The organism is Candidatus Nitronereus thalassa (assembly GCF_032191465.1).
In the GTDB taxonomy this organism is placed as follows: Bacteria; Nitrospirota; Nitrospiria; order Nitrospirales; family UBA8639; genus Nitronereus; species Nitronereus thalassa.
In genome coordinates, this window is the sequence record NZ_JAQOUE010000001.1 from 2,259,450 (window position 1) to 2,284,164 (window position 24,715).

At 48.4% G+C, this 24,715-nt stretch carries 24 protein-coding genes and 1 tRNA gene; 11 read left to right on the forward strand and 14 right to left on the reverse strand.

Annotated features, from left to right (window positions below; translation table 11 throughout):
• Positions 1–28: 28 nt before the first annotated feature.
• Positions 29–274, reverse strand: coding sequence for a CDGSH iron-sulfur domain-containing protein (locus tag PPG34_RS10170; protein ID WP_313833162.1), 246 nt, complete (start codon positions 272–274; stop codon positions 29–31).
• A gap of 126 nt (positions 275–400) precedes the next feature.
• Positions 401–1,447 (reverse strand): ChaN family lipoprotein, encoded by a 1,047-nt coding sequence (locus tag PPG34_RS10175; RefSeq protein ID WP_313833163.1) that lies wholly within the window; start codon positions 1,445–1,447, stop codon positions 401–403.
• A 21-nt stretch (positions 1,448–1,468) separates the two neighbouring features.
• Between PPG34_RS10175 and PPG34_RS10180 the strand changes: the two genes are divergently transcribed.
• Positions 1,469–2,800: a hypothetical protein gene (locus tag PPG34_RS10180; protein WP_313833165.1), complete on the forward strand. Its 1,332-nt coding sequence runs from the start codon at positions 1,469–1,471 to the stop codon at positions 2,798–2,800.
• Between the two features lie 359 nt (positions 2,801–3,159).
• Positions 3,160–3,534 carry a tetratricopeptide repeat protein gene (locus tag PPG34_RS10185; RefSeq protein WP_313833166.1) on the forward strand — a complete coding sequence of 125 codons (375 nt, stop codon included), beginning with the start codon at positions 3,160–3,162 and terminating at the stop codon, positions 3,532–3,534.
• Between the two features lie 50 nt (positions 3,535–3,584).
• Here the strand turns inward: PPG34_RS10185 and PPG34_RS10190 are convergent.
• A tRNA-Gly gene (locus PPG34_RS10190) sits at positions 3,585–3,659 on the reverse strand.
• Between the two features lie 276 nt (positions 3,660–3,935).
• Between PPG34_RS10190 and PPG34_RS10195 the strand changes: the two genes are divergently transcribed.
• Positions 3,936–5,267, forward strand: a complete 1,332-nt coding sequence (locus tag PPG34_RS10195) for a UDP-glucose dehydrogenase family protein (protein ID WP_313833168.1) — start codon at positions 3,936–3,938, stop codon at positions 5,265–5,267.
• Between the two features lie 83 nt (positions 5,268–5,350).
• On the opposite strand, the gene PPG34_RS10200 is transcribed toward PPG34_RS10195, so the two are convergent.
• The 5 genes from PPG34_RS10200 to PPG34_RS10220 form a co-directional block, all read right to left on the reverse strand.
• On the reverse strand, positions 5,351–6,016 hold the full coding sequence (locus PPG34_RS10200) for a HEAT repeat domain-containing protein (protein WP_313833170.1): 666 nt from the start codon (positions 6,014–6,016) through the stop codon (positions 5,351–5,353).
• Positions 6,017–6,108: 92 nt separating this feature from the next.
• Entirely contained in the window at positions 6,109–6,864 is a 756-nt protein-coding gene (locus PPG34_RS10205) for a HEAT repeat domain-containing protein (protein WP_313833171.1), read from the reverse strand.
• On the reverse strand, positions 6,857–7,954 hold the full coding sequence (locus PPG34_RS10210) for a HEAT repeat domain-containing protein (protein WP_313833172.1): 1,098 nt from the start codon (positions 7,952–7,954) through the stop codon (positions 6,857–6,859). The genes PPG34_RS10205 and PPG34_RS10210 overlap by 8 nt, the downstream gene beginning before the upstream one ends.
• A 32-nt stretch (positions 7,955–7,986) precedes the next feature.
• Entirely contained in the window at positions 7,987–9,081 is a 1,095-nt protein-coding gene (locus PPG34_RS10215) for a HEAT repeat domain-containing protein (protein ID WP_313833173.1), read from the reverse strand.
• Between the two features lie 268 nt (positions 9,082–9,349).
• The gene (locus PPG34_RS10220) at positions 9,350–10,837 is read right to left on the reverse strand and encodes a glycine betaine uptake BCCT transporter (protein ID WP_313833174.1); all 1,488 of its coding nucleotides are present in this window, start codon (positions 10,835–10,837) and stop codon (positions 9,350–9,352) included.
• 357 nt (positions 10,838–11,194) lie between these two features.
• On the opposite strand from PPG34_RS10220, the gene PPG34_RS10225 reads away from it, so the two are divergent.
• Entirely contained in the window at positions 11,195–12,847 is a 1,653-nt protein-coding gene (locus PPG34_RS10225) for a glycine/sarcosine N-methyltransferase (RefSeq protein ID WP_313833175.1), read from the forward strand.
• A 169-nt stretch (positions 12,848–13,016) separates the two neighbouring features.
• Here PPG34_RS10225 and PPG34_RS10230 read toward each other — a convergent pair whose 3' ends face one another.
• The 3 genes from PPG34_RS10230 to PPG34_RS10240 are packed head-to-tail and all read right to left on the reverse strand — an operon-like array spanning position 13,017 to position 15,878.
• Positions 13,017–14,402 carry a HEAT repeat domain-containing protein gene (locus tag PPG34_RS10230; protein ID WP_313833177.1) on the reverse strand — a complete coding sequence of 462 codons (1,386 nt, stop codon included), beginning with the start codon at positions 14,400–14,402 and terminating at the stop codon, positions 13,017–13,019.
• An 11-nt stretch (positions 14,403–14,413) separates the two neighbouring features.
• Entirely contained in the window at positions 14,414–14,887 is a 474-nt protein-coding gene (locus PPG34_RS10235) for a hypothetical protein (protein WP_313833178.1), read from the reverse strand.
• The gene (locus PPG34_RS10240) at positions 14,868–15,878 is read right to left on the reverse strand and encodes an alkaline phosphatase family protein (RefSeq protein WP_313833179.1); all 1,011 of its coding nucleotides are present in this window, start codon (positions 15,876–15,878) and stop codon (positions 14,868–14,870) included. The genes PPG34_RS10235 and PPG34_RS10240 overlap by 20 nt, the downstream gene beginning before the upstream one ends.
• A gap of 273 nt (positions 15,879–16,151) precedes the next feature.
• Between PPG34_RS10240 and PPG34_RS10245 the strand changes: the two genes are divergently transcribed.
• From PPG34_RS10245 to PPG34_RS10270, 6 genes are all read left to right on the forward strand, one after another.
• Positions 16,152–17,417 (forward strand): hypothetical protein, encoded by a 1,266-nt coding sequence (locus PPG34_RS10245; RefSeq protein ID WP_313833180.1) that lies wholly within the window; start codon positions 16,152–16,154, stop codon positions 17,415–17,417.
• A 208-nt stretch (positions 17,418–17,625) separates the two neighbouring features.
• Positions 17,626–18,804, forward strand: coding sequence for a Re/Si-specific NAD(P)(+) transhydrogenase subunit alpha (locus PPG34_RS10250; protein WP_313833181.1), 1,179 nt, complete (start codon positions 17,626–17,628; stop codon positions 18,802–18,804).
• A 7-nt stretch (positions 18,805–18,811) separates the two neighbouring features.
• On the forward strand, positions 18,812–19,090 hold the full coding sequence (locus PPG34_RS10255; RefSeq protein WP_313833182.1) for an NAD(P) transhydrogenase subunit alpha part 2: 279 nt from the start codon (positions 18,812–18,814) through the stop codon (positions 19,088–19,090).
• 3 nt (positions 19,091–19,093) lie between these two features.
• Entirely contained in the window at positions 19,094–20,482 is a 1,389-nt protein-coding gene (locus PPG34_RS10260) for an NAD(P)(+) transhydrogenase (Re/Si-specific) subunit beta (RefSeq protein WP_313833183.1), read from the forward strand.
• A gap of 252 nt (positions 20,483–20,734) precedes the next feature.
• Complete coding sequence (gene rpsU / locus PPG34_RS10265) at positions 20,735–20,929, forward strand: 30S ribosomal protein S21 (protein ID WP_313833184.1); 195 nt, start codon at positions 20,735–20,737, stop codon at positions 20,927–20,929.
• 69 nt (positions 20,930–20,998) lie between these two features.
• Positions 20,999–21,655 carry an endonuclease III domain-containing protein gene (locus PPG34_RS10270; RefSeq protein ID WP_313833185.1) on the forward strand — a complete coding sequence of 219 codons (657 nt, stop codon included), beginning with the start codon at positions 20,999–21,001 and terminating at the stop codon, positions 21,653–21,655.
• Positions 21,656–22,018: 363 nt separating this feature from the next.
• Here PPG34_RS10270 and PPG34_RS10275 read toward each other — a convergent pair whose 3' ends face one another.
• On the reverse strand, positions 22,019–22,741 hold the full coding sequence (locus PPG34_RS10275) for a hypothetical protein (RefSeq protein ID WP_313833186.1): 723 nt from the start codon (positions 22,739–22,741) through the stop codon (positions 22,019–22,021).
• 353 nt (positions 22,742–23,094) lie between these two features.
• Between PPG34_RS10275 and PPG34_RS10280 the strand changes: the two genes are divergently transcribed.
• Positions 23,095–23,298, forward strand: coding sequence for a hypothetical protein (locus PPG34_RS10280; protein WP_313833187.1), 204 nt, complete (start codon positions 23,095–23,097; stop codon positions 23,296–23,298).
• A gap of 42 nt (positions 23,299–23,340) precedes the next feature.
• Here the strand turns inward: PPG34_RS10280 and PPG34_RS10285 are convergent, their stop codons facing one another.
• Complete coding sequence (locus tag PPG34_RS10285) at positions 23,341–23,760, reverse strand: DsrE/DsrF/DrsH-like family protein (RefSeq protein ID WP_313833188.1); 420 nt, start codon at positions 23,758–23,760, stop codon at positions 23,341–23,343.
• A 133-nt stretch (positions 23,761–23,893) separates the two neighbouring features.
• Complete coding sequence (locus tag PPG34_RS10290) at positions 23,894–24,637, reverse strand: PSP1 domain-containing protein (protein WP_313833189.1); 744 nt, start codon at positions 24,635–24,637, stop codon at positions 23,894–23,896.
• Positions 24,638–24,715 lie beyond the last annotated feature (78 nt).

A 24,715-nucleotide genomic window follows, 5' to 3' on the forward strand; every position in this document is an offset into this window, starting at 1 on the left:
GCAAGAGAAATTTCTCTTCCATTATTGTCTAATCATCCAAATGAGAATGGGACCCATCACAAAAAGGAGGCTTTTTCGTATGTTTACAGCCGCACCAGGCCACTCGCTTGGTTTCTGTGAGCTCAACTTCCACAGGGGAATGCTCGGTTCCGGTATGAGATCCATCACAAAATGGTTGCGTTTGTGACCGCCCACACCGGCACCAATAATACTTGCCCGGCTCCATTTCCATCACATACGGCGTACGTTGCGCAATAATCACTGGATCACCCATTCAGCCCTCCTACAGTTCATCATTTCGTTATTCGTATATCATCGCTCGTATCTCGCATTCGGCATTTCGTTTTTTACGAGATACGACATACCAGCGACGTAATACGGAGACCTTTCACCAATCAATCTATTCACCACAACGAGGTTGACGCCCCTGCGGTCCCAAAGTCGTCAGCCATACGAAATCTGCAATATTTTCGTTGATCAAATATTCAACATCCTCGGGGTACTCAGGGTCTAGAGCATGCAAATACAAGGTGACCTGCTTCAGCGTACCCCCCATTTGTCGTTGAACCCGTTTGGGAATCGGGAGCCCATATTGAATATGTCCTGCCCCAGTGTAACTGACAAAAGTCTGAGGGCGACCTACGCCCTCTTTTGACATCGTGGTGGCAATCACGGATGCCATCCCTTCATCCCGAAAGACCGAGGCTTCATAAATTTTCTGATACACTTCTGGTTTCATTCCACCATGACATTTTTCAATTTGGTCGTAAATAACACGGCGATATTCGGGGTCGTCCGCTGGAAATGGATCGGGAAAATTCCATTGTTGCAACACCGGATCAGCCCCGATTCCCATTAATCCATTCTGCGCCACTTTCCTCACAAAAGGACGAGGCGGATTGAGGCCCAATAACCTGAATTGATGGGTTTTGGCGAAATCCACAAGGGGAGAATAGTCTTCATATTTTCCACCCCAGTTATCCTTCCAATGAGATTCGGTCAAAAATTGGTCGACGGTGGCGATGTCTCCCTTCAGGTAACGATCAATACCGGATTGTCCATCCCAGCTAAACATTTCCATTCCCAAAATAGGTGTGCGTCCTTCATCAAGAACGATTTGCAGCACCTGAATCGCCGCATCGAGGTGAGAGGGCGTATAGTGGGTTTCTCCGATATATATCACGTCTGCTTTTCGTAGGACGGGGCGCAGATCGGCAATGGTTAGGACGGTGTCTTGGGCAACGGCAATGATTTGCCCTTCTTGGTATTTAGGAGAGGATTGGGGGGTGGCACAGGCGGTGGTCACCAACAAAACGCCGGCCAGGAGGACAAGGGAGACGAACGGGGGTTTGGCATACCGAAGAGAGGCGAACACCATGGAAATGGTGTAACATAGCCCCAATTCTGCCGCAACTGATGAGGGATTTCGCGCTTGACGCAGGATCAAATCGATCGCTAGTCTCCAATCGTGACACGTGAATCTTCCCTGAATATTTTTACGACTAGCCTCCATGAGGAATTCAGCCAGTTCCGTCACCAGGTAAAACAAGCAAAGTCTGAAGACCCTGTGGGGTGGGAACTCACAAGAAAACTGGTTGAACCGAGGGTACTACCAACAACCCTTGACCGATTGACAGAACACCTTTCTCAGAATGCCTACCCTTCATCGATCCAAGAGAGGTTAATCGCTGCGCTTCAGTCCTTAAAAACACCCACTCCAAAAACGAAGGCATCTACCGACACTTTCAGGGAATTAACGGGCCTTCCCCCAACCAAAGCTATTCGAGCACTGTGTGTATTGTTTGGTTTTGTTGTTCAAAAGCTTTCAATAGTTGATTCAGCAAAACTGGAGGCATTTGTTCGAGCCCATCCCAATCCCTACGACTGGCTTCTTGAGACCGATCAACCCTCTCTGCTGGACCTGGGCGCTGGAGATTTATCGTTTGAAGAAGAACTCACGGAACAGTACCTTCCCCAACTTCACAATTCCAAGAAATCGCTAACACTCCACGCCCTGGATCGTCTCCAGCCAGGTTCTCAGCTGGGAGGAGTCTACCATGCCAACCCGGAGCGCCTCACTCGATTGGCCAAAATTTCTCCCGAGCACCTCAATTTTCGATTTTGGGGAGCGAAGGATATGCTTGATCTCAGCACCTCCCGCGAACGCCTCACGACCTATTCGGTCGTCACCTGCCATGCACCTGCCACACCGACTTTCGCCTATGAACCTACCCGCGTATCGCAGCACACCATCGAACAGCACCTCCAGCAGACGAAAGGCGAATTCAAAACAGTCCGGATAGATGGAGAGGAAGCTTTAGAGGTCAAGCACCGAGGACGAACCCTGACCTTTCCTTCCTGGAAATTTGCCATTCGCGGCCCCCTCGCCCTGCTGGATGTTCTTTTTCGCCAGGGTCAACTCTGTATCCTCTCAGCTATTGACGCAGAAGTGTTTTGGGAGATTTTGGCTCAACTCGTCGACAATGAGGCCATGCGACCTTCAAACATCATCTTTACTGAGGAGAACCTGCCGACAATTTTCAAGCAGGTCTACGAATCGCTATCCTCCTTAAACGAGGGCGAGCGCTGCGACCTATCCAACCTGATACCGTTAAGAGTTCGATTACCGCAGGTGTTGACTCCGCGGATGCCTGGCGCATCGGGATTCCGATTTCGTTATGTTGAAGTTCGACGCGGTGCGGTATTTTCAGATATGCCTGCCAGCTTTACCGCCAAGCAATTCTCGCAGATGAGTGAAGAGGCACCACCCTGGTGCCTTATTCTCATCCCTGATCGGTAAAATCACCAGCAAATCAGTTAGTTATGAATGAGGGCTGGCTATAGCCTTGGCCAGTTGCTTGGATGCATCTGAGATATCCACGGTATCGCTAACTTTGTACGGGGCAAGACTTGGTCGGCTGACCGCCTGTAATGGTGTTTTGCAAGAGGATGAGGGCGGGATTGTTCTCCACTGCGGAGGAAATATTCATGAAAACTCCTATGGCGACACAGGTTTCATTTTCGGAAATTCCATTTGGAGGCTAAACTGACAGACTCCTAAAAAAACACCATTACCCGTCCCCCAAGTTCCTCTCCCGAGACCCATTCTTAATTATTTCCAGAAAAAACCGAAATTAAAGAGAAGAAGAGGAGGAACACATGAAAAATTCTACAAAACTGATCACCATCTGCATTCTATATTTGGCCATAGGCAGTGCCCTCAACTCATCTGTTATGGCCCAGGCCATCAAACCCCTCTCAGGGACAAAAGGCGCTGAAGCGGTGAACAATGGCGTCCAACATTTCAATCAAGGGAACATGGATAACGCCCTGTCAAAATTTCAACAAGCCTTGACGCAAAATCCTCGCTCTGGGGTGGCCCATTATAATTTGGCATTAACTTATAGTCGGCTAGGCCGGTCGGATTTGGCAGCCAAACACTTTCAACAGGCCTCGGAATTTGGACGAGGGAATCCCTTCATCCAGAATTCCTCTATTCTGAAACAGCATACCCAAAAACAAACGAAGAAATAGCGAAAGTTTCCTGACAGCAATGTGAAGTGGGAAATTGTTGGGAAAGGATTTGGAGCGGGAAAAGGGATTTGAACCCTCGACCCTCGCCTTGGCAAGGCGATGCTCTACCACTGAGCTATTCCCGCTCTCCAGAAAATAGGTAGAATTCGATTCTAGTTTCCGTATAATACCCTGTCAAGCCTACACAAACCCATTAGGCCGTTACTACTTGTAGATACCGTTTGCCTAAAGATCCGACCTGCTGATGCCGATTTACCAGTTGGATGCGAGTTCCTGCTCAGCTTTCCCAAGGCATTGACTTAGTCCTGCCCTGATGGGACTCTAAGAGCGTCACTCTCAGCTGATTGAATATTGAAAATTGTACATTTTTATCACTCTCTCCACTTTTTTAAGAGGTTGCCATGCATATTAGTGTTCTTGGAACTGGGTATGTCGGATTAGTCACCGGGGCTTGCTTTGCAGAGTTTGGGTTGCACGTGACATGCATGGACGTAGACCCCACTAGAATTGAGAAATTAGAGAATGGGGAGGTTCCCTTTTATGAACCAGGTCTGGCCGAATTAGTCGCCAAAGGTCGAAAAGCAGGAACTCTAAAATTTACCACGGATTTAAATGCCGCCCTGGATACCGCCTTAGTCATCTTTATTGCCGTTGGCACGCCATCCAGACCCGATGGTTCTGCGGATCTTTCTTATGTGGATGAAGTCGCTCGGAGCATTGGAAGCCGCATGACAGGGTATAAGGTGGTGGTGACAAAATCGACCGTCCCCGTCGGCACGGCGAATCGTGTGCGAGAACTCATCAAAACCAATCAGCCCAGCCCGATCAACTTTGATGTGGCCTCGAATCCGGAATTTCTCCGAGAAGGGTCAGCCATTGGAGACTTTATGCGGCCCGATCGCGTGGTCATTGGCGTCGATAGCGACCAAGCCGCTGCCATTATGAAGGACTTGTATCGTCCACTCTATTTGCTCGAAACGCCAGTGGTCGTCACCAATGTTCCTACGGCTGAAATGATTAAATATGCCTCCAACGTGTTTTTGGCGACCAAGATTTCCTTCATCAACGAAGTGGCTAATCTTTGCGAAATGGTCGGTGGCAATGTACAAACCGTGGCAAAAGCCATGGGGTTGGATAAACGGATTGGGTCAAAATTCTTGCATGCCGGCCCGGGGTATGGTGGATCATGCTTTGGCAAGGACACTGCCGCCCTCGTTCATATTGGAGAGCAGGCTGGCTATGAAATGAAATTGGCGGCCACCACCAAGCGAGTCAATGAACAACAACATGGTCGGATGGTCGATAAAATTCGCGAGGCCCTTGGAGGGGTTCAAGGAAAAACCATCGCGTTATTGGGATTGTCGTTTAAACCCAATACGGACGATTTACGAGATTCCCCCGCCCTGGTAATTGCGGAGCATTTGATGAAGGAAGGCTGTAAGGTTCGTGCCCATGATCCCGAGGGCCAAAAGGAAGCGGTAAAGAACTTCCAAGGTTTGATCGGATGCCAAGATGCCTACGATGCGGCAACTGGCGCAGACGCCATCGTCTTGGCGACGGAATGGAACCAATTCCGAAACTTGGATCTTGAACAAATGAAATCCTTGCTCAAGACACCAGTGCTGATTGATCTTCGAAATGTTTATGAACCGGAGAGAGTCGCGGAACAGGGATTTTACTATGTTTCGGTAGGACGGCCTTCGGCAGGAGCCAATCCATTTAAAAAGTCTTAAGAAAACCTAACGGGATCCGTGATGCGTAAAGCATGAAAAACTTATTTTTTCCTCTTTACGCATCACGCCTAACTCATCACGATCTACGCTTCTTTCGGCTTATACCCCATTCGATCCAACACTTTCATAATCCGTTTTTTCAAGGTCGCATCGGCATCTCCAAGAGCTGCCGCCAAAGGCTCTACAGCGGGCTTGCCAATCTTTCGTAGAATTTCAGTGGCAGATTGCCGAAGCTCATCTTCTTCAGCAACCAACAACGGAATTACTTTGGTCACCGAAGGCGCGCCGATTTTAATAAGGGATTCATACGCTCGATTCCGAACATCGCCCACCTCATCGTCCAAACAGGCCACCAACTCATCAACGGCAGCCGCCGCCTTCAGCTCCCCCAAGACTTCAATTGCATACTTCCGGTTCAGCCAATGGGAATCCTTGAGATCCATCAAGGCCGCATCGACTTTCACCATATTGGGGTCTTTGGAACGAATACGGAATTGCTTGACAACCCGTTTACCGTCTTCTTCCACTACCCGGAGGGTCGCGCCGTCACCGAGCTTGATCCGCTGAAGATCGGGCAATGCCTCTTCGGACACCTCAAGCAACACCGTCTTGCCATCATAGGCTAGTAATTCAATCTCTATTTGTTTGTCCTCCAAGTGGATCGCCGTGACATTTTCCGTCACAAGGTTAAACCCTTCGACTTTGGCGCTCTTGGGCATGATTTGAACGAGTTTGACTGGATCTGCCATGGGTACTTCTCCTTCTTTCTATACAGGTGCGAAACACCTGGCACGAAAATTCTGTATTTCGAAAAATTTGCTCAAGCCAGTAGACCTTTGTATCACGTCTTGGGTTGCCAGCCCAAGCTGGCTAATACGCCTTCAGCAGTGTCACGAACCATTTCGTTTTCATCTTCAAGTAATGGGACGACCGACTCAATGGCACGAGTGTCTCCTAACCGGGCCAGGGATTCGACGGCATTTCGCCGAACCAGCCAGTCTTCGTCAGAAAGCGCTTCCACTAATGGTCCATAGCCCTTGGCATCTCCAATCTTTCCCAAGGCTTCTGCGGCATGCCGACGCACAATCCAACTCGACCCTTGCAATCCTTCGATCAACGCATCCGTGGCGCGCTCATCGCCGATCTTTTTCAGAACACGAGCCACATCTTCGCGCAACATCGTATCCACCAGACATTCCACCAAAGCAGGAACCGCACGCGAGTCCCCGATCCGTTCCAAGGCCCATACCGCAGCAGTCCGAACCCCACCATCTTTGTCCTTGAGGGCTTTGATGAGGGGATCTACCGCGCGCGGAGTTTTCAACTTTCCTAACGCCGAAGCCGCTTGTTCCCGTACCGCCCATTCATCCTCTTCGAGCGCCTCTATGAGTGGATCAATGGCCGGCTCTCCAATTTGAACCATGGCGCTGGTCGCGGCTTCCCGAATGACTAAATCGTCATCTTCAAACATTTCAATTAATTTTGGAATGGCGGAGGCGCCAATTTGCCCAAGGCCCGATGCCGCATGATTTCTCAAGCCCTCATTTTCATCCCGGAGCGATAATAGCAGTTGCTCTATCCGATCACTGTCAGCCATTGACATTCTCCTTTGCTAACCAAAATTCTTCGTCCAATTGAGCAGCGGCCGCTTCGAGCTTATCGATAATCACTCCTGAATTATAAGACACCAGGCCATCACGATCGTTTTTCAATCGTTTAAACACTTCGGCATGGGGCCGCAATGCTTCAATATCTTTTATTTTTTCCAAGGCTTCCACAGCAAGTACTCGCAGGGGTTTAATGGGAATCATATCAATGAGCAAGTCCACAGGCCGAGAATCACCGATCAATCCCAGACCCTTCGCCGCCAATTCCTTCACCCCCGTATCCGGGTCCTTACGCAACCGGGCAATGAGTGGCTCCACGGCACGAACATCCCCGATTTTCCCCAAGACATCCGCCGCGGCTTCCCGCACGACCCAGTCGTCGTCTTCAAGATATTCAATGAGAATTTCCACGGCAGGGCGGCCAATCGGATGCAGGCTGATTACCGCTTCTTGGCGGGCACCCTCACGGAGCTCAGACTCCTCCACGCTACTTAATTGGTTCATCACCTGATCAATACGATCGCGAATAGCCCCAAGTTTTTTTAAGGTTTGAACCGCCATATCCCGAATAGACGGATCACCCATGGCATCCACAAGCGCATCCGCAGATCGAGGATCCAATAAATGGTCGAGAATTTCCGAAGCCTTAATCCGAGCCTCTTCATCGGGATCTTTTAACATTCTGGTTAAAGGCTCGATTGAGGTGGGAATGACTCCCAACAACGCTGTCACCTGAGGGCGAAGGGCTTCTTCTTTCAATAATTCAACCAGAGCCGCGGCCGTCGGTTCATCAAGAATACCAGCCATCTGTTCTAGGGAGGCAGCTACCGCTTCACGAACGCCTTCTTCTTCACCAGCCAATAATTTTACTAAGGGCACCCCGGCACGTGGATCACGAATCCGAGCCAACATTCTGGCCGCTTCAATTTTATAGGAAGGAGAGCCCGTTTGAATTTCTTTAATGATGAGATCCACGACTTTGGGACCACCTTTAAGACAGGTAGCGGTGGCACGCATTCGACGCCAATCCTCTTCGTGGCCCAATTCCGTAACGATGACTTCTACTGTTTCTCTAGGCATAGAGTTTTTCTAACAATTTCTGCTGTTCTACGTCACGAGAGTCGAATCCGATTGGGATTCCACCCTAAACGAGTGAGGGTTTCCTTCAAATGATACTGAATGTTTTCGTCCGGTTCTTTTTTGAATTGCTCGACCAATGGTGGAATCGCCGCTTTACCAAAAACACTTAACGCCTCCGCGGCTTCTTTTCGGACGAGTGTACTCTGAAGAGCTAAAATTAGCACCGGAATGGCTTGGTCATCTTTTAATCGAGCCAAAGCGCGAACCGCTGCCTCCACCAGGGCTAAATCCCGCTCATACTTTTCGTCATCACAGGTCGGCACCCGTCCTTCAAACTCACGAGGATCTAATCGTATCACCAACTTCAATAGGGTTGGCACGCTTCGTCGATCGCCAATTTTCCCTAACGCCTCAATCGCTTGTATTTGAAGACGAGGGTCTTCTATAAGGCCTAATAAATATTCCGTAGCCGTCTGATCGCCAATCTTTCCCAGAGCACGGATGGCATCCTGACGAACAGCCGTATCCGGATCATCTTTTACAATTCCCATCAGCGGCTGAACAGCGGTTTTTGACCCCAGAACACCCAAAGTTTCAGTGGTCTTGAGACGAACCCGCCAATCCTTATCCTTTAACGTGTTCAGAAGGGGAGTCATCACATGTTCACCAATAGCTTTAAGTGCCAACATCGCTTCATCCCGAACTGCAGGGACTTTGTCCTGTAAAAGAAGCACCAAAGTCTCGATCGCTTGTGGACAGGCCAGGCGAGCCATCGCCCGCGAAGCATGCATACGGACCACCCAATCTTCGCTTAGGAGTGCCGACATGAGGGGTTCAACCACCCGTTCATCAGCAATCGAGGATAGAATCGAGGCTGCGGCTTCTTGAACCGATAAATCTGGATCTCGTAAGCAACTTCCCAGATCCATGATAGCTGGTTCTCCAATGGCCATGAGAGCTGACGTGGCCGCGGTTTGCACTGCCCGGTCGGAATCTCGCAACGCGTCGATCAAGGGGCGAACTCCTCGAGGATCTCCAGATTGCCCCAAAGCGAGTGCCGCATCCTCCCGAACTCCCCAATCTTCATCCCGTAACGCGGCGATCTGTTCACCAACATAATCAGCCATGCACGACACTCGTGAAAACGTTCCCTACCTAATTCAAAGCAAATATTCTGGCAATTCCGATGCAAAAATTGTTGATCGGCCCAGAATTCTGAAACCGTTCCAAATCACAGAAAATGTTGAAAAAATCCGATGCTGCCAACTTACCACAGGGTTTTTTTTGCGGTCAAAGCAACGCAGGAGGTGAGAAATCGATTCAAAAGACGCTTCTCCTGGGATTCACTAGAGGACAATAGAGGACAATGTTTCGGTGTTGAGGTATTCCAACCCCTTAACCATTAGTTTTGGATTCGATTTTGAAAGCCTTAAGAAGTGACCCCAACAGAAGAAGCATGATAAAGGCAAAGGGAAATGCCGCAAGAATGGACCCCGTTTGAAGACCTTTGAGGCCTCCGGACCACAACAACACAGCCGCGACCACGGATTGCACCACCCCCCATGTCAGTTTCACAGAATTTGGCGGGTTTAAATTACCTTTGGTGGTCAAGGTTCCCAACACAAATGTGGCGGAATCGGCGGAGGTAATAAAAAACGTGGAAATGAGAAAAATGGCGATCAATGACATGAGGCCACCCAAGGGAAAATGCTCTAGCAATGTAAAAAGGACCACCTCTTTCCCTTGGGCCTCAATCACTTGGTTAAGCCCGGTTTGCTGAAACAATTCCAAAGAGATGGCCGTTCCCCCAAAAATCGAAAACCAAAAGGCGCAAAAGAGTGACGGGACAAATAGCACACCGAGAATAAACTCTCGAACGGTCCGGCCTCGTGAAATCCTGGCAATGAAGGTACCAACAAACGGAGCCCAAGCAATCCACCAGGCCCAATAAAATAATGTCCAATTTTGCACCCACCCTGAGTTATCGAATGGAGCTAAATTTAAACTCATTTTTGGCAACTTATGGAGATATTCCCCTAAAGCCGAGGTAAAGATTTCCATGATGAATTTGGTTGGCCCTAAAAAAAGGAGGAATACCATGAGGGACAGGGCCAAGATCATATTCAAATTACTTAAATACTTAATTCCCCGTTGCAGGCCCGTCTGTGCTGACAACATGTACAACACCGTCACCAAACCAATGATGCCCAATTGTGTATTGATCGTATTGGGGACTCCGAACAGATAAGACAGTCCTCCGCTAATTTGGATAGCCCCAAACCCCAACGAAGTGGCTACCCCAAAGACCGTGGCAAATACCGCAATAATATCAATGGCATAGCCAGCGGGCCCATCTGTACTCCCCCCTAATATTGGCTTGCAACTTGCGCTAATGAGGCCAGGCTCCTGTTTTCGAAATTGGAAATACGCAAGACACATACCCACGAGGGTATAGATCGCCCATGGGTGCAATCCCCAATGAAAAAAAGAATATTGCATAGCAACCCGCGCAGATTCGGGGGTACCCGGCGACCCAAACGGTGGATCATAAAAATGAGAGATGGGCTCGGCGGCCCCCCAAAACACTAACCCGATCCCCATTCCGGCACAAAACAGCATGGCAAACCAGGTGAGCAGGGGGAATTCAGGTTTTTCCCCGTCACGTCCTAAGGGAATATCTCCATATTTGGAAAAAATAAGTAGAATCACGGTAGTTAAAAAGCCTGCGGCACACAGAAGATAGAACCATCCAAACGCATCCAATAACCAGATTTGGATCGAGCCAGAAACCTTGGCTAATTGCTTGGGGGCGAAGGCCCCCCAAATGAGAAAAACCGAAGTTAGAGCAAGCGATACGAATAAAACGGGACGACTGTTCTTCACCCTTTGGTTACACCTTTCTCATATGTTATCCATAAAACGACTTCCCACCTAAAAATCATGGTCACCATTGAAAAATATGCAATATTTTCAAATATTTCAATAAATTCATTGCTTGAATCCTGATCGGAGTAATGAATTTTTCCAGTGTGAAGGGAAGTACCTAAGAACACAAGACTTAATCCCGGTCCTGGAACCGGGGTTGCTCCTTGGCAAAGAATGACGGTACACTCAAACTCTTCATTGACATCCAGAAGGATCTCTTTCCCCCCACCGACTTGGGAAATGCTCGAAAGCTCCTGGAACCTTGGTTAAAGGGTCCAAGGTTATTGCAAATTGTTTGAAGGAGGAATTTGTACGATGGCAAAAGAACAGGCTTATGGAGCCAACCCTATCGCCCAGCGAAAAACCGACCTATACAAAAAGGAATATGTCCATAGTTTTGTTCGCAAATGGGATGAACTTATCGATTGGGACGCCAGAGCCACCAGTGAGGGGGACTTTTTCATTAACCTGATGAAGGAACGGGGAGTTAAAAGGGTCCTCGATGTCGCCACAGGGACAGGCTTCCATTCAATTCGGCTTCTGAAAGCCGGATTCGAAGTCACCTCAGCCGACGGGAGCCCTGAGATGTTGGCCCAGGCATTTGAGAATGCTCGGCGAGCAGGGTTTATTTTGCAGACCATCCATGCAGATTGGAGATGGCTGAGCCGGGACATTCACAATAAATATGATGCCGTCATCTGCTTGGGGAATTCCCTGACACATTTGTTTTCCGAACAAGACCGACGAAAGGCCCTGGCAGAGTTCTATACCGCCTTAAAACACGATGGCGTACTTATTCTCGACCAACGGAACTACGATGGGATTTTAGACAACGGGTTCACCTCAAAACATGTGTACTATTATTGCGGTGATAATGTTTCCGCAGAACCGGAATATGTGGATGAAGGGCTAGCCCGCTTTCGTTACCGCTTTCCAGATAACTCCGAATACCATCTGAACATGTTTCCGCTTCGGAAAGAATATGTTCGAAACCTTATGGGCCAAGTTGGCTTTCAGCAAATCAAAACGTATGGGGATTTTCAAGAAACCCACCGCATCGAAGATCCAGACTTTTTCATTCATGTCGCCGAAAAACTGTATAAAAACGAAGAGCGCTCCCAAAAAGTCGATATTGCTTCAACCTATTCTCAAACCGTGGAAACCGCGAGAACCTATTACAATAGCACCGATGCCGACCGCTTCTATGCGACCATCTGGGGGGGAGAGGACATTCATATTGGTTTGTATGAACAGGAAAGCGATACCATTGCTGATGCGAGTCGCCGCACCGTAGAAACGATGGCTTCGATGCTTCAAGATCTTGGACCAAGAACCCGTGTGCTCGATATCGGATCAGGATATGGAGGTTCTGCCCGATATTTAGTGAAGGCATTTGGTTGTCATGTTGGTTGTTTGAATCTGAGCGAAATTCAAAACAAACGAAATCGAGAATTAAATATCCGCGACGGATTGTCGTTAGCCATTAATGTCGTCGATGGGAATTTTGAGGATATCCCCCTCCCAGATGATAGCGTGGATATTGTCTGGTCCCAGGATGCCATTCTACATAGCGGGAATAAGAAGAAAGTCTTCGAAGAAGTTCATCGGGTCCTAGCCCAAGGCGGACAGTTTATTTTTACGGACCCCATGCAAAGTGAAACTTGCCCCAAGGACGCCTTAACACCGATTCTCGAACGGATTCATCTCGACTCTTTAGGGTCAGTTCAATACTACAAGGAGTTACTGCTTGGCTTGGGATTTAAGGAAGTTGCGATCAGTGACCATTCGAAGCAATTAGCAAATCACTATGGCCGAGTTCTTAAGGAAGTTGAGGCCAACACCTTTAACCTCAGCCGTGTCTGCAGTGACGAATATGTTGAGCGCATGAAAATTGGCCTTCAACATTGGGTCGATGGCGGCAAGGCAGGAAATTTGAAGTGGGGAATCCTTCACTTTCAGAAAACGTGATAAGATCGTATCCCGACCTTCGTATTTCGAAAGGAAAACCCGGTTATTTTAAAATGACTTTTCTCCTGGGTTTGCCCCACAAGAGGAGCCACAACAAACTCGCCCAAAGCCTTCCAAGGCTAAAAAATTGTGACAAATTGATAGATTTTTTAACGAGATACGCCGAACCCTACCGTTCTATTTTCAAGGACTTGGCGGGCTTAGCAAAATCCCCTGAGGCGCCGAATCGACCTTCCGTCCCGAGCACTTTATCAGTATCGGTATACTGCAGATCTTGACGGGAATCCTGGCCTTCTTCTTTCAATGGTTCCCATCCTAATTTTTCCAATGTCTCTAACACGGTCTTTTTTAACGCACTAGTCGCAGTCAACCGAGTCGAGGCAAAGGCCAATACCCGCTCGCTTTCTTTTTCGACCTTGGAGGCATCAGGGTCATGAAGAAAAGCCACTAATGGCTCAATGGCCACGTCTCCAATTAAAATGAGTGAATTCGCGGCGTACTCTCGTAACACAATGTCTTTTAACAGGAAAATAAGGTCCGGAATGACCTTGGGGTCACGGAAATGCCCTAAGGCCGTGGCTGCCGACTCCTTAATGAGCTGATCTTCACTAATAATGCACCCAGGCGTTGGAGTGCCATTTTGAGGAATCCCTTTCCCTTTCAGGGCATCTAACACTGGGTGCAAGGCTCGAGCATCTCCAATCATTCCCAAGGAAGCAATGGCATGCCGTTTGACGGATCCATCTTTCATGGCCTCGATCAAACCAGGAACAGCCCGTGGATCTCCAATGATACCCAAGGCAATGGTGGCATCTTCTCGGACGGCGCGGTCCTCGTCTTTGAGCATGCCGACTAAAGCATCCACGACTTCTGGATCTTTAGTCCAGGCCCGTCCCATTTGATAGTCCGTGGTCATTCCGCCTAACGCCCGAACACCGTGACAACGAACGACAAAATGCGGATCTTTCAAGGTTTCGATTAACGCGGGAATGGAGGCCTTTCCAATATACACCAGAGCAGTGCCAGCAGTTTCTCGAACGATCTTTGAGGTATCTTTGAATAGTTTAATGAGGGCCGGAATGGCTTTGGGATCCCCAATTCGACCTAAGGACTCCGCCGCAGCGCTTTTGACTGCGCCATCTCGATCTCGGCAAGTAATTGTCAGGCCCTGTACCGCCTGAGGATCTTTGAGCAAACCCAGTGCCTTGGCCGATTGCTCGCGCACCCGCCAGCGTTCGTCCTTTAAACAGGTGATCAATTTTGGAACCGTGCCCGTCCCCATGGAGGCCATGGCGGAAACCGCCTCGGCCTGAACTTCCATCATGCTATCATTAAACAAGGTAATGAGCCCATCGATGGCTTGTTCTCCACCAATTTTTGCCAAGGCCCATCCCACCTGAGCTCGGACGGCCCAGTAATCATCTTCTAAAGCGGTCAGGAGTGCTTCTAGCGTACTCGGGTCGCCCAATTCCGCCAGCGCCTTGGCGGCTTCTTCGCGTGTGGCGTCATCGACATCTTCTAAAGCTTCAAGCCAATCTTGTACACGTTGGGACATGGAGTGCCCTTCTAATTCTGATTCGGATAGTCGTAATCAGGATCTTGTTTATAGGGTTGCGTATGGCTGCATACAATCACCAGCTTATGGGTGCCACGCCCTTGGACACATTGAGATAAGGATTCCGAAAATTCTAATTGCCCATCAAGGGTCACGCGAAATAAAAAATCGAAGGTAAAGGTGCCAAATCGATACTCTCCAGGTTTCAATTTAATTTCATGCACCTCAGTCGTCTTGAAGGATTCATATGTGGTCGGATCTTTGGTCCAAATCAAGGGGGTAACTCCAGGCACATGCCACCAGGTCGGTGGGTCGAGGGCAGTGGGATCGATCGTGATGGTATGTTCTCTCGTCAGAGGATTCACAGGATCAGCAGCATGTCCAGATCCAAACTGAAATAGTGCAAGGAGTATTCCAAGCGCAGCTCCGGACAAAAATCCGGATCGTGTACTGTGATTGAGAAATTTATCGTGCAAAGCTCTCATTGCCAGTGGTCTTTCTTTCAGGGGTTTTGATGAAAATTTCATTGAGTGCCTTACTTTCCCATTCCGTATGCGTTTCGAGCCCTAAGGCTTCCATCACCGTCGCGCCGGTATCCATGATAGAAACTGGGGCGACAATACGGTGCCCGGATTTAATGTTTGCCCCCCAGGCAATCCAGGGAACGGACATCCCGAGGTTGGTCGTACCCAACGACCCATTTTTTTGTCCATTGGCGCCAGAGCCCTGCCCATTTAAACCCGTGACAATCACCATGGTCTTATCAAGTACTTCATGGCGAGAATACAGTGCCAGAACATCTCCAATGGCTTTATCTGTCGCCGAAAGGGCTTTGGAATAGGCTGGGGAATCCCATCCACGTTTTAAGGCGGCATCCATTGGCGCGGGCACATGCATGACTAGTAGCCCCGGGACCTCAAAGAGCCGAAATCCATAACCACCCTGGCTCACAACCTTGGTCAGGTAATCATCAATATACCCCACCACGGTCCCAGGGTTGCATTGGGGTTTGGATTTTCCGCAGGTCTGCAGATCCACATAAATTTCCGGTCTGGACAATTGATAAAACCGCTCATCCATAATAAAGAGGGCGGTATCCACCCCACCAGCTAAATCCAGATAATCAAACAAGGTGGGCGACCGAAGAAAGGATCGTGAGAAATCATACGTCTCCCAATCGGCATTCACGCGATGTCTGGCAACAGGTTCCCCAGTCAGGAGAGTCGCCATCGCGGGCACTGTGAGGGGAGGGGAAACCGATTGGGCATCAAGTTTGGCAGCCCCTTCTTTGGCCATCTTCTTGAGAATCGGCATATCATGGGCTTCTATCGCCTCATTGTTGACACCTTCTAATACAAACAAAAGAACATGATTGGTCGTAGCCCAAGCCGGGGAAGGAAGAACAAGCCAAAAGCTCAAGAGGACCATGCCCAATCCCAAAACAGATGCAAGCCGGAAAGATAATGAATTATTCATGATAGTTTTGTGTGATGTTAGGTGAAAAGATTTATGGGTTTGCGAATTTCAAAATTAAACAAAACGCCTGCCACAACAGTTGAAATCAACTTAACACGCAAATTTTCTGACGGTCAACTGCGGTAATCTATTCAGGCGTTCCGGCAAAAAAGATGCTTGGTGAGACTATGTACACTTTGTTCGCCGTTGCACGGCTACTATCGTTCAGGGTATGAGATTAGCCAGAGATAGTCTAAAAATTACTAATATTTTCTTGACCAGGGCCATGAACTGATGCCGGAAGATAATAATTTTCATCATGCAAAATATTCCAGGTCCGATCCTGCCAATCGAGTTACGTACTTGACCCTTGAACCCGGGGCTGCGCCCTTTTCCCCCGCATGGAAGGAATCGTTAGGAGTTGCCGGAAAAACCCTCCATGATTCTGGGGTGCGACTAGTTCTCCTATTATATGGCTCATACTTGGGAGCTGATTTATTTGGAGCCGGGCGTCTTGATGCAGTTGGCGGGCTTAAGAGAGGGTATTCCCGCGGTATACCAGGTCTGGAATCACTCCTGGCCATGTTGAGACCTGGGGATTACCAAAAGTGTCGGGAGGATGAAACCCTTACCCCACCCTTTGCCAATGACGAGGCGACTAAAACCCGAATCGACAAATGCGTAAAGGATCACGGAAATTTTTCCTCGGAATATCAACAGGGCCTTCAGGAAGCTCTTTCCTCATCAACATTAACTCCAATTACCTGCGTTCGCCACCTCTGGTCATCCCGACATCATCACCTTGGAAGAATGGAAGGGGCACTTTATCTTTTCCATGAATTGATGAGACTTCAACGAGAACTGCATTTGACCCAAGACCACCGGATTCTCATATTGGCCCATGGACATGCTGGACAACTCACAGCCTTGCTTTCGAATTTATTAGGGCCAGAGGAATCTTTTGTTCGAGGAGACCTCATTGAGGCTCTAGGTCAATTTTACGGACAGTCCGATTCGCCACCACCTGCCCTGACCCATCTTCAGGAGTTGGATCAATTTCTTGCCACCAATCAAAACCAATCCTTTCCTGCCCTGGATGTCGTCACCTTAGGAACGGCCATACGGTATGGATGGAATACCAGTGGAATCGGGAAATTGCTTCACCTGGTCAACCACCGCCCCCTACGAAGCGATGGCAAACGTTGGCTGGCAAAAATGGACTTGCCAAACATCGTTATGGAAATGCCAGCCGTCATGGGCGGGGACTACGTTCAGCAATTAGCCGTGGCCAGCACCGATGCGGTCCCGGCCACACCACTCCAAGAGGAATTCAATCAAACCCTCCAGGAAAACTTAGAACCCTACGATGGATTTGAACGATGGCTGGAATGCGCAAGGCGGGTGACACGATGCCCCAATGATGGCCGGTGCTTCCTTATTGATTACCAAGATGCCGGGGAAGGCTCACCTGCAGAACACCTGTATGGACATGCCTGTTATACTCAGCTTTCGACATTGCTTTTTCAGACCAGACAGATCGCGAAAGCCTTTTACTCCTAGCCCTTTCTTCCTATTTTTTGGTGCAGTTAGGTCTTTTGGGGGCATTGACCCTGCTTTCCTACTTGTGGTATCCCTCCACAGTTTGTCCGAACCAGATCCAGGCGACCCAATTCGTTGCAACTGGTTGGCATAAATTGTTAAGCAGGTCATACACATAAACACACAAGTAAATTTTTCGGTTCATTCATTCTAGTTTGAGTACACAAATATGATTATCGGTGTCCCTAAAGAAACATATCCCGGTGAAACACGGGTGGCATTAATTCCAGCCGTCATTCCCTCCCTCATTAAGGCAGGCATGGAAGTCCACATTGAAAGTGGGGCGGGTGCAGAATCAGGTTACCCTGATTCCGCTTATACTGAAAAAGGTGCCGCCATTGCCTCTTCCCGCCTCCAATTATTTGAAACCGCCAAGATCATTGTGCAAGTTCGCTTGCTGGGAGCCAATCCGGAACAGGGCAAAACCGATTTACCCTTGATGCAAGACGGGCAATTGATTATTGGGCTGGCAGAAGCGCTTTCCAATCCTCATGCCCTTCGAGAACTGAATACCCGAAAAGTTCTGGCCTTCGCTATGGAACTCATGCCGCGCATTACCCGCGCACAAAGTATGGATGTTCTTTCCTCCATGGGCACTGTGGCCGGGTACAAAGCTGTACTGATGGCGGCCAATGCCTTGCCAAAAATGTTTCCCATGCTCATGACGGCCGCAGGAACCGTGGCGCCATCCAAAGTGTTGATTATTGGAGCTGGCGTGGCCGGGCTTCAGGCCATTTCCATGGCCCGACGGTTAGGGGCCTCGGTCGAAGCTTATGACCTTCGACCTGCCGTGAAGGAACAGGTATTAAGCCTCGGAGCAAAATTCGTCGATCTTCCTCTAGAGACGGCTGATTCCGAAGATAAGGGCGGCTATGCCAAAGCTCAAGATGAGGAATTCTATCGAAAACAGCGAGAATTATTAGGGAAGGTCATTGCCTCCAGTGATGTGGTAGTTACGACCGCTGCCGTCCCAGGAAAAAAGGCGCCGATTTTGATCACCGCCGACATGGTCGCGGCTATGGCTCCCGGTTCAGTCATTGTGGATTTGGCGGCTGAACGAGGCGGAAACTGCGAACTCACCAAAGCCAATCAAACGGTTGTCGCCCACGGAGTTACCATTATCGGTCAGGAAAACATTCCTTCTCAGGTACCGTATCATGCGAGCCAAATGTACAGTAAAAACATTGCCACCTTCCTCCTCCATTTAGTGAAAAAGGGAGAATTAACGCTCAACATGGAGGATGAAATTACGCGAGAAACTTTGTTAACCCGCGATGGGGAGATTGTCCATTCGCGGGTCCGCGAAATTTTAGGGCCCTTAGCTGGAAGACGAGCAGAGGAGACATAAAAAGACCATGGATATTATTTCCGGAATTACCATTTTTGTACTTGCCATTTTTATTGGGTTTGAAATTATCAACAAGATTCCGCCGACCCTCCATACGCCACTGATGTCCGGGTCTAACGCCATTTCGGGAATTACAATTGTTGGGGCCCTGCTCTCTTCAGGATCTCAGCATACGATGGTGACCACGGTCCTGGGATTCCTGGCGCTCCTTTTCGCAACGATTAACGCCGTTGGCGGGTTCATGGTCACAAACAGAATGTTGGAAATGTTTAAAAGAAAAGTCTAAGACATGACAGAAATACTGATTAATATTGGGTACTTACTCTCCGCCGCGCTCTTTATATTTGGCTTAAAAGGTCTCACCCATCCCCGAACAGCAGTCAGGGGGAACCTCTTTGGGGCCTGCGGCATGCTGCTCGCCGTCGTTATTACGCTGCTTGATAAAAGCATCGTAAGTTTTGAGGTCATTATTGCCGGCTTGATCATTGGTGCCATTGTTGGAGCCGTATTAGCCATCAAAATTGAAATGACCTCGATGCCAGAGCTGGTTGCCGTCTTTAATGGATTTGGAGGTATTGCTTCCGTCTTTGTCGCAGGCGCGGCCCTCATTGAAAGCACCATAAATGGCGCAACTCCATTGACCCAGGCAACCATTGCCGTTGCCGCATCTGGTCTCATTGGGGCGGTCACATTTTGGGGAAGCCTCGTCGCATTTGGAAAGCTGAAAGGTCTTATTGGCGATGGCGCCGTCCTGTTTTCCGGCCAACAAATTATTAATGCCGCACTTGCCATCACTGCCCTAGCTTTAAGCGCGGGGGTGGTAATGGATCCAACCAATGTGATTCTCTACTGGCTTTTGGTAGTGGCAGCCTCCGCCCTTGGAGTTCTGTTAGTTATCCCTGTTGGTGGGGCCGATATGCCGGTGGTGGTAGCGCTGTTAAATTCCTATTCCGGACTTGCCGCCGCGGCAACCGGGTTTGTGTTATCGAATAACGTACTTATCATCACAGGGTCCCTGGTTGGGGCTTCGGGAATCATCCTGACACAAATTATGTGTAAGGCTATGAACCGATCCCTTTTCAATGTCCTTTTTGGGGTCCTCGCCCCCACGGGTGGTGGGGCCTCGGCGGATGAAGTGTATACTGGTCGCGTAAAGTCGACATCCCCCGAAGAGGTCGCCTTATTATTTGATGCGGCTCGAAGAGTCGCTATCATACCTGGCTATGGCATGGCCGTGTCCCAAGCCCAACACCCCGTGGCAAATTTGGCAGCCATACTTCAAGAGCGTGGAATTATTGTTGAATATGGGGTTCACCCAGTGGCAGGACGAATGCCAGGACACATGAATGTACTTTTGGCCGAGGCCGATGTTCCCTACGAATCCCTCAAAGATATGGACGAAATTAACCAGGATATCGACCAAGTCGACGTGGCCTTGATCATCGGAGCTAATGATGTGGTCAACCCCTTGGCCAGAACCGACCCCACGAGCGCCATTGCAGGCATGCCCATCATTGATGTCGATAAAGCCAAAACCGTGGTAAATATCAAACGGAGCCTAAGTCCAGGGTTTGCCGGCATTCCCAACCCACTGTTTGCCTTAGATAACTCGTTGATGCTGTTTGGTGATGGGAAAAAGGCGGTTTTGGATATTATTGCAGCACTGAAGGATTCCTAACTGCTGATATTTTCTATACTTTATAATTATAAAACAAGAGTATTTTCACCTACTATATTTCATGTAACAAAATAAATAAAATTTGGCTTGACTCGCCTCAATGCAATATTCATAACATATTGATTATATTAGTGAAAAATAATTTATAACTTTGGCAACCTTTTGTCTTGTCTGATCCTTTGCTTGTGTGCTACATTCAAGAAATGTCAATTGGAATTGAACTATTTTTAAAATCTGGAAATTGATAATGCCATGGAAATAAGAGTCGTCAATAACAATGTAGAAAAAGCCTTACGAGTTGCAAAAAAGAAACTTGCAGCTGATGGTTTATTCCGTGAGTTGAAACGTCGTCGCTTTTACGAGAAACCGAGTGTCAAAAAGAAAGCTAAGGAACGAGAAGCGGCGCGTCGTAGACAAAAATGGCTAGCCAAGCGTACGTTCCGGTAATTCTTTCCCCTAAAACACATTCAGACTCTCTAGTCCAAAATTTCGTATCTATACATTACATTTCTTCCCATGCGTGACCGTCAGATTCACGCGGCTGTCAAAATCGTTAAGAACACTATTCGGCAATGGGAAGAGCCTATTGTCGGAGTCGTGGCCCGAGAATCCCGCGATCCTTTCCAGATCCTCATCGCCTGCCTTCTTAGCCTTCGCACCAAAGATCACACTACGGCTGAAGCGAGCCAACGATTATTCTCTCTAGCGGATAACCCAGCACGAATGCTCAAGCTACCACTCAAGCAAGTGGAACACGCTATCTTCCCTGTAGGATTTTACAAAACCAAGGCCAAACAAATTCATGCGATCTGTCAGAGTCTCTTAGAAAACTTTGAGGGCCGAGTTCCCCGCACAATTGATGAATTGCTCACACTCAAAGGAGTAGGGAGAAAAACGGCAAACTTAGTGGTCACTGTGGGATATAACAAACCGGGAATTTGCGTGGATATTCATGTCCACCGCATCAGCAATCGTTGGGGATACATTCAAACCAAAACCCCTGAGGAATCCGAGCAAGCGTTACGGAACAAACTCCCCAAAAAATATTGGATCCAATTTAACGATTGGCTCGTCCCCTACGGCCAAAACCTCTGCCGCCCAGTTTCACCCTTTTGTAGCCAATGTCCTGTGAGTGATTATTGTGATCGGGTGGGTGTGACTACCTCGCGGTAGACTTCTCTTACCCGAGTTGTCATTCTGAGCGGAGTGAAGAATCTCTCTTTTTTATATGCAGGGTTTCGCCCCTGCAGACGAGGTCCTTTTGTTTCGGCAAAAGGACCCAAAACCATTCTCGCCCGTGCGCGGCCCCTCCAACCTTACTAAGAAGCAAGGTCCCGGGGTCCCCTCCGCTTCCGTACCGAATAAGATGGCTCAGAAACTCGCTCCGAGGTGAAAAACCACCTCTCCACTCAAACAGCCTTCGCCGAGAGGTTGGATTCGGCACTCCACCTCCGCCGCGCCCAAGGCGTGGGGAAATGACCATTTGATGTTTTCAACCGGACAATACTATCAACAATATATTTGGCTCCATTAACCTTACGACGCAGCACCCACTTTCCATTTCACAAGTTTTTGATATGAAATTGAAAGAATGGCTACTTCAATGAGGATTAAAAAACAGTGTGCGATTTCGTAGATTATCGTTGCGCCAAAGCCAAATTTCTCCATAGAAAGATCACCAATAATCGTCGGCAAAAACAAAAATGCTACCGGAATCCCTGCTACAAGAATTCCCAACCTCCACCCATTTCCAATGGAAAGAGCCCATACAGATGAGAAGTCCTGGTCAAGATTTAAAGCGATTGACGGGAGGATTAGACTTAGCCTCCCCACAATGGGAAAGAAAGCTATCACCATTAGGAGCAGCCAACTTCCAAAAAACGGTCCAGAGATTTGTGGCGGGACAAAAGCAGATCCACCCATTGCTAAAACTAGTATTGGACTAAACATCATTAATAGACCAATGATATAAATTCCGGTGAATCTCAGTAAAAACTGAGTCTCCCGCATGGCCCAACCACCAAAACCGAACTGCGGAACAACATGTTTTCCAATGAGAATGGAACGATGGCAAGGAATCGCAAATATCGTAAATATTATTGAGGCTGGGATAATTGCTATAAAACTTAGTCCAATCTGGACCCAAGTGTCTTCCACAACTCCAATCAAATACGTTTCTAGGAGATGGATCAATACCCACAGGCCAACCGGGACAATAAGCAGTCGTCCAAAATGAAACCGATCACCCCATACCACCATGATAGCTTCCTGAATGGTGGGCCATAGGGGTAAACGTGCTAGTTTTACATCTTCGTGTATCTCAGACATTATTGTTGGTTATTAAATTTCATAAAACTTCAGCCATAGATTTCTCGTAAAGTAAAGAAGTGCACGATTTGTGCCTTATTGCCTTTCCCGAATATAAAGAATAAAAAATCACACTAACTTGTTGTTATCAAAGGCCAAGGGAAATGTAAGATCTTTTTAATCACTTTCCAACAAATAGAAATTGTATCTGAAAAGATACACTCAAGTACCCTTTGGTGCTTTCAAAAAGCTGACACTATTCCTTAAAGAACAAACTGTGGGAATAATTTTTAGTTAACTTATGGATGCACCTTGCCTTCGGGCGCGGCGGAGCCGAGGTGCTGAATTCGACTCTTCGGCGAGGGTTGTTTGAGCGGAGCGAGTTCCCGAGCCATGTAATTCGGGACCGTGGCGGAGTTTACCCACAGGGACGCGCACGGGCGGATATGGTTTTGGGCACTTTTGCCGAAACAAAAGTGCCTCGTCTGCAGGGGCGAAACCCTGCATGAAAATAATTTCTCAATAAGTGAAAAGTTTTGTGAAAGGGAAGTCTAGATAAACAAGGTCGTCTCGGCCCCTGCCGCCATCGCCAAAATAGCCGGCAGCCCCATCACTTCGTCTACGCTTTTTGCCACCGCATCCGCATCCACACCCATATATTCTAATCCCGCACTACAGGCGATAAGTCGAAATTGGCCAACCTTCTTGGCGTCTTCAAACATCTCAGAAATTTGTGGAACTTTGCGCTCGGCCAGTAGTCGAGTAACTTCATCATGATACGCCTGATACTCCGGAGGGAAGTCCACCTTATTGATGTTCCCTTCAGCCAGTTTCTTAATGGTCCAAAAAAGCAGAACGACCGTTACCTCTTTTCCCATAGCCGACGCCGTCAGCCCTAAGGTTGCGACTTGATGCAATTTATCGTAAGTGGCGTTATGGGCATAAATGATAAAGCGTGGCAGAGAACTCATACAATTATTATTCTTGCATTGGGAGGATATGGATAAATGGAATCGTCACGGGAGCGATTATAGCGGTGGGCCGAATCACTCGCAATAGAGAGAACCCATTAAAAATTGTTCTGTATGATAACTTGAGGGGAAATTAGGACCGATTGACTTGAATGAGGGGTGATCGAGATGAGCGAGGGAGAGGCCAATCGTCTTGTTCAAACATCAAACAACATTTCAGTCGCCCACAAACCCCAATGCGATGCGTATCATTACCCCACGCGCTTTCTTTTCTCGACAGCTTCAAATTTACGGGTTTAAAGTCGGACAAAAAACTCGCGCAACACAACACCAAACCGCAGGTATCGACCCCACTGATTCGACGGGCCTCCTCTCGGCTGGAAATCTGCCGCATTTCAATACGACAACTAAAATGCTTGGCTAAATCTTTGACGAGCTGACGAAAGTCCACCCGCGATTCTGCCGTATAGCAGAACGTCAAAATGCGCCGCTGAAACGAACCATACACTTCCACCAATTTCATTTGGAGGCCCAAAGCTTCGGCCCGTTCTCGGCAAAATTCCTTTCCCGACTTGGCGATCTTTTGTTGGGAAGCAATATTCGCTTCATCTTCCGAAGTCGCCTTCCGCAGCACACTTTTCATCACTCGCATGGGAGGGATAAAAGGAAGAACCTGTGGCGCTGAATACACTTTCCCATAGGTCACATCGTTATCCAATTCCAGAACGACCCAATCTCCCACTTCTAAGGAGGCACCATCCACTCGAGCCTGCTTCACTTCACCTTCATCGCGAACTTTCACACCAACAATAGTGACAACTTCGGGGTAGGATTCTTCATCGTGGGGATTGGGGGTGGGAATGGTTGATTCAGTCATGACGAGAGCCCAGAATTATTCACCGATTGTTAGTCGTATCACATTAAATGACGGGACAGCAAGAAAGTATACCTATCT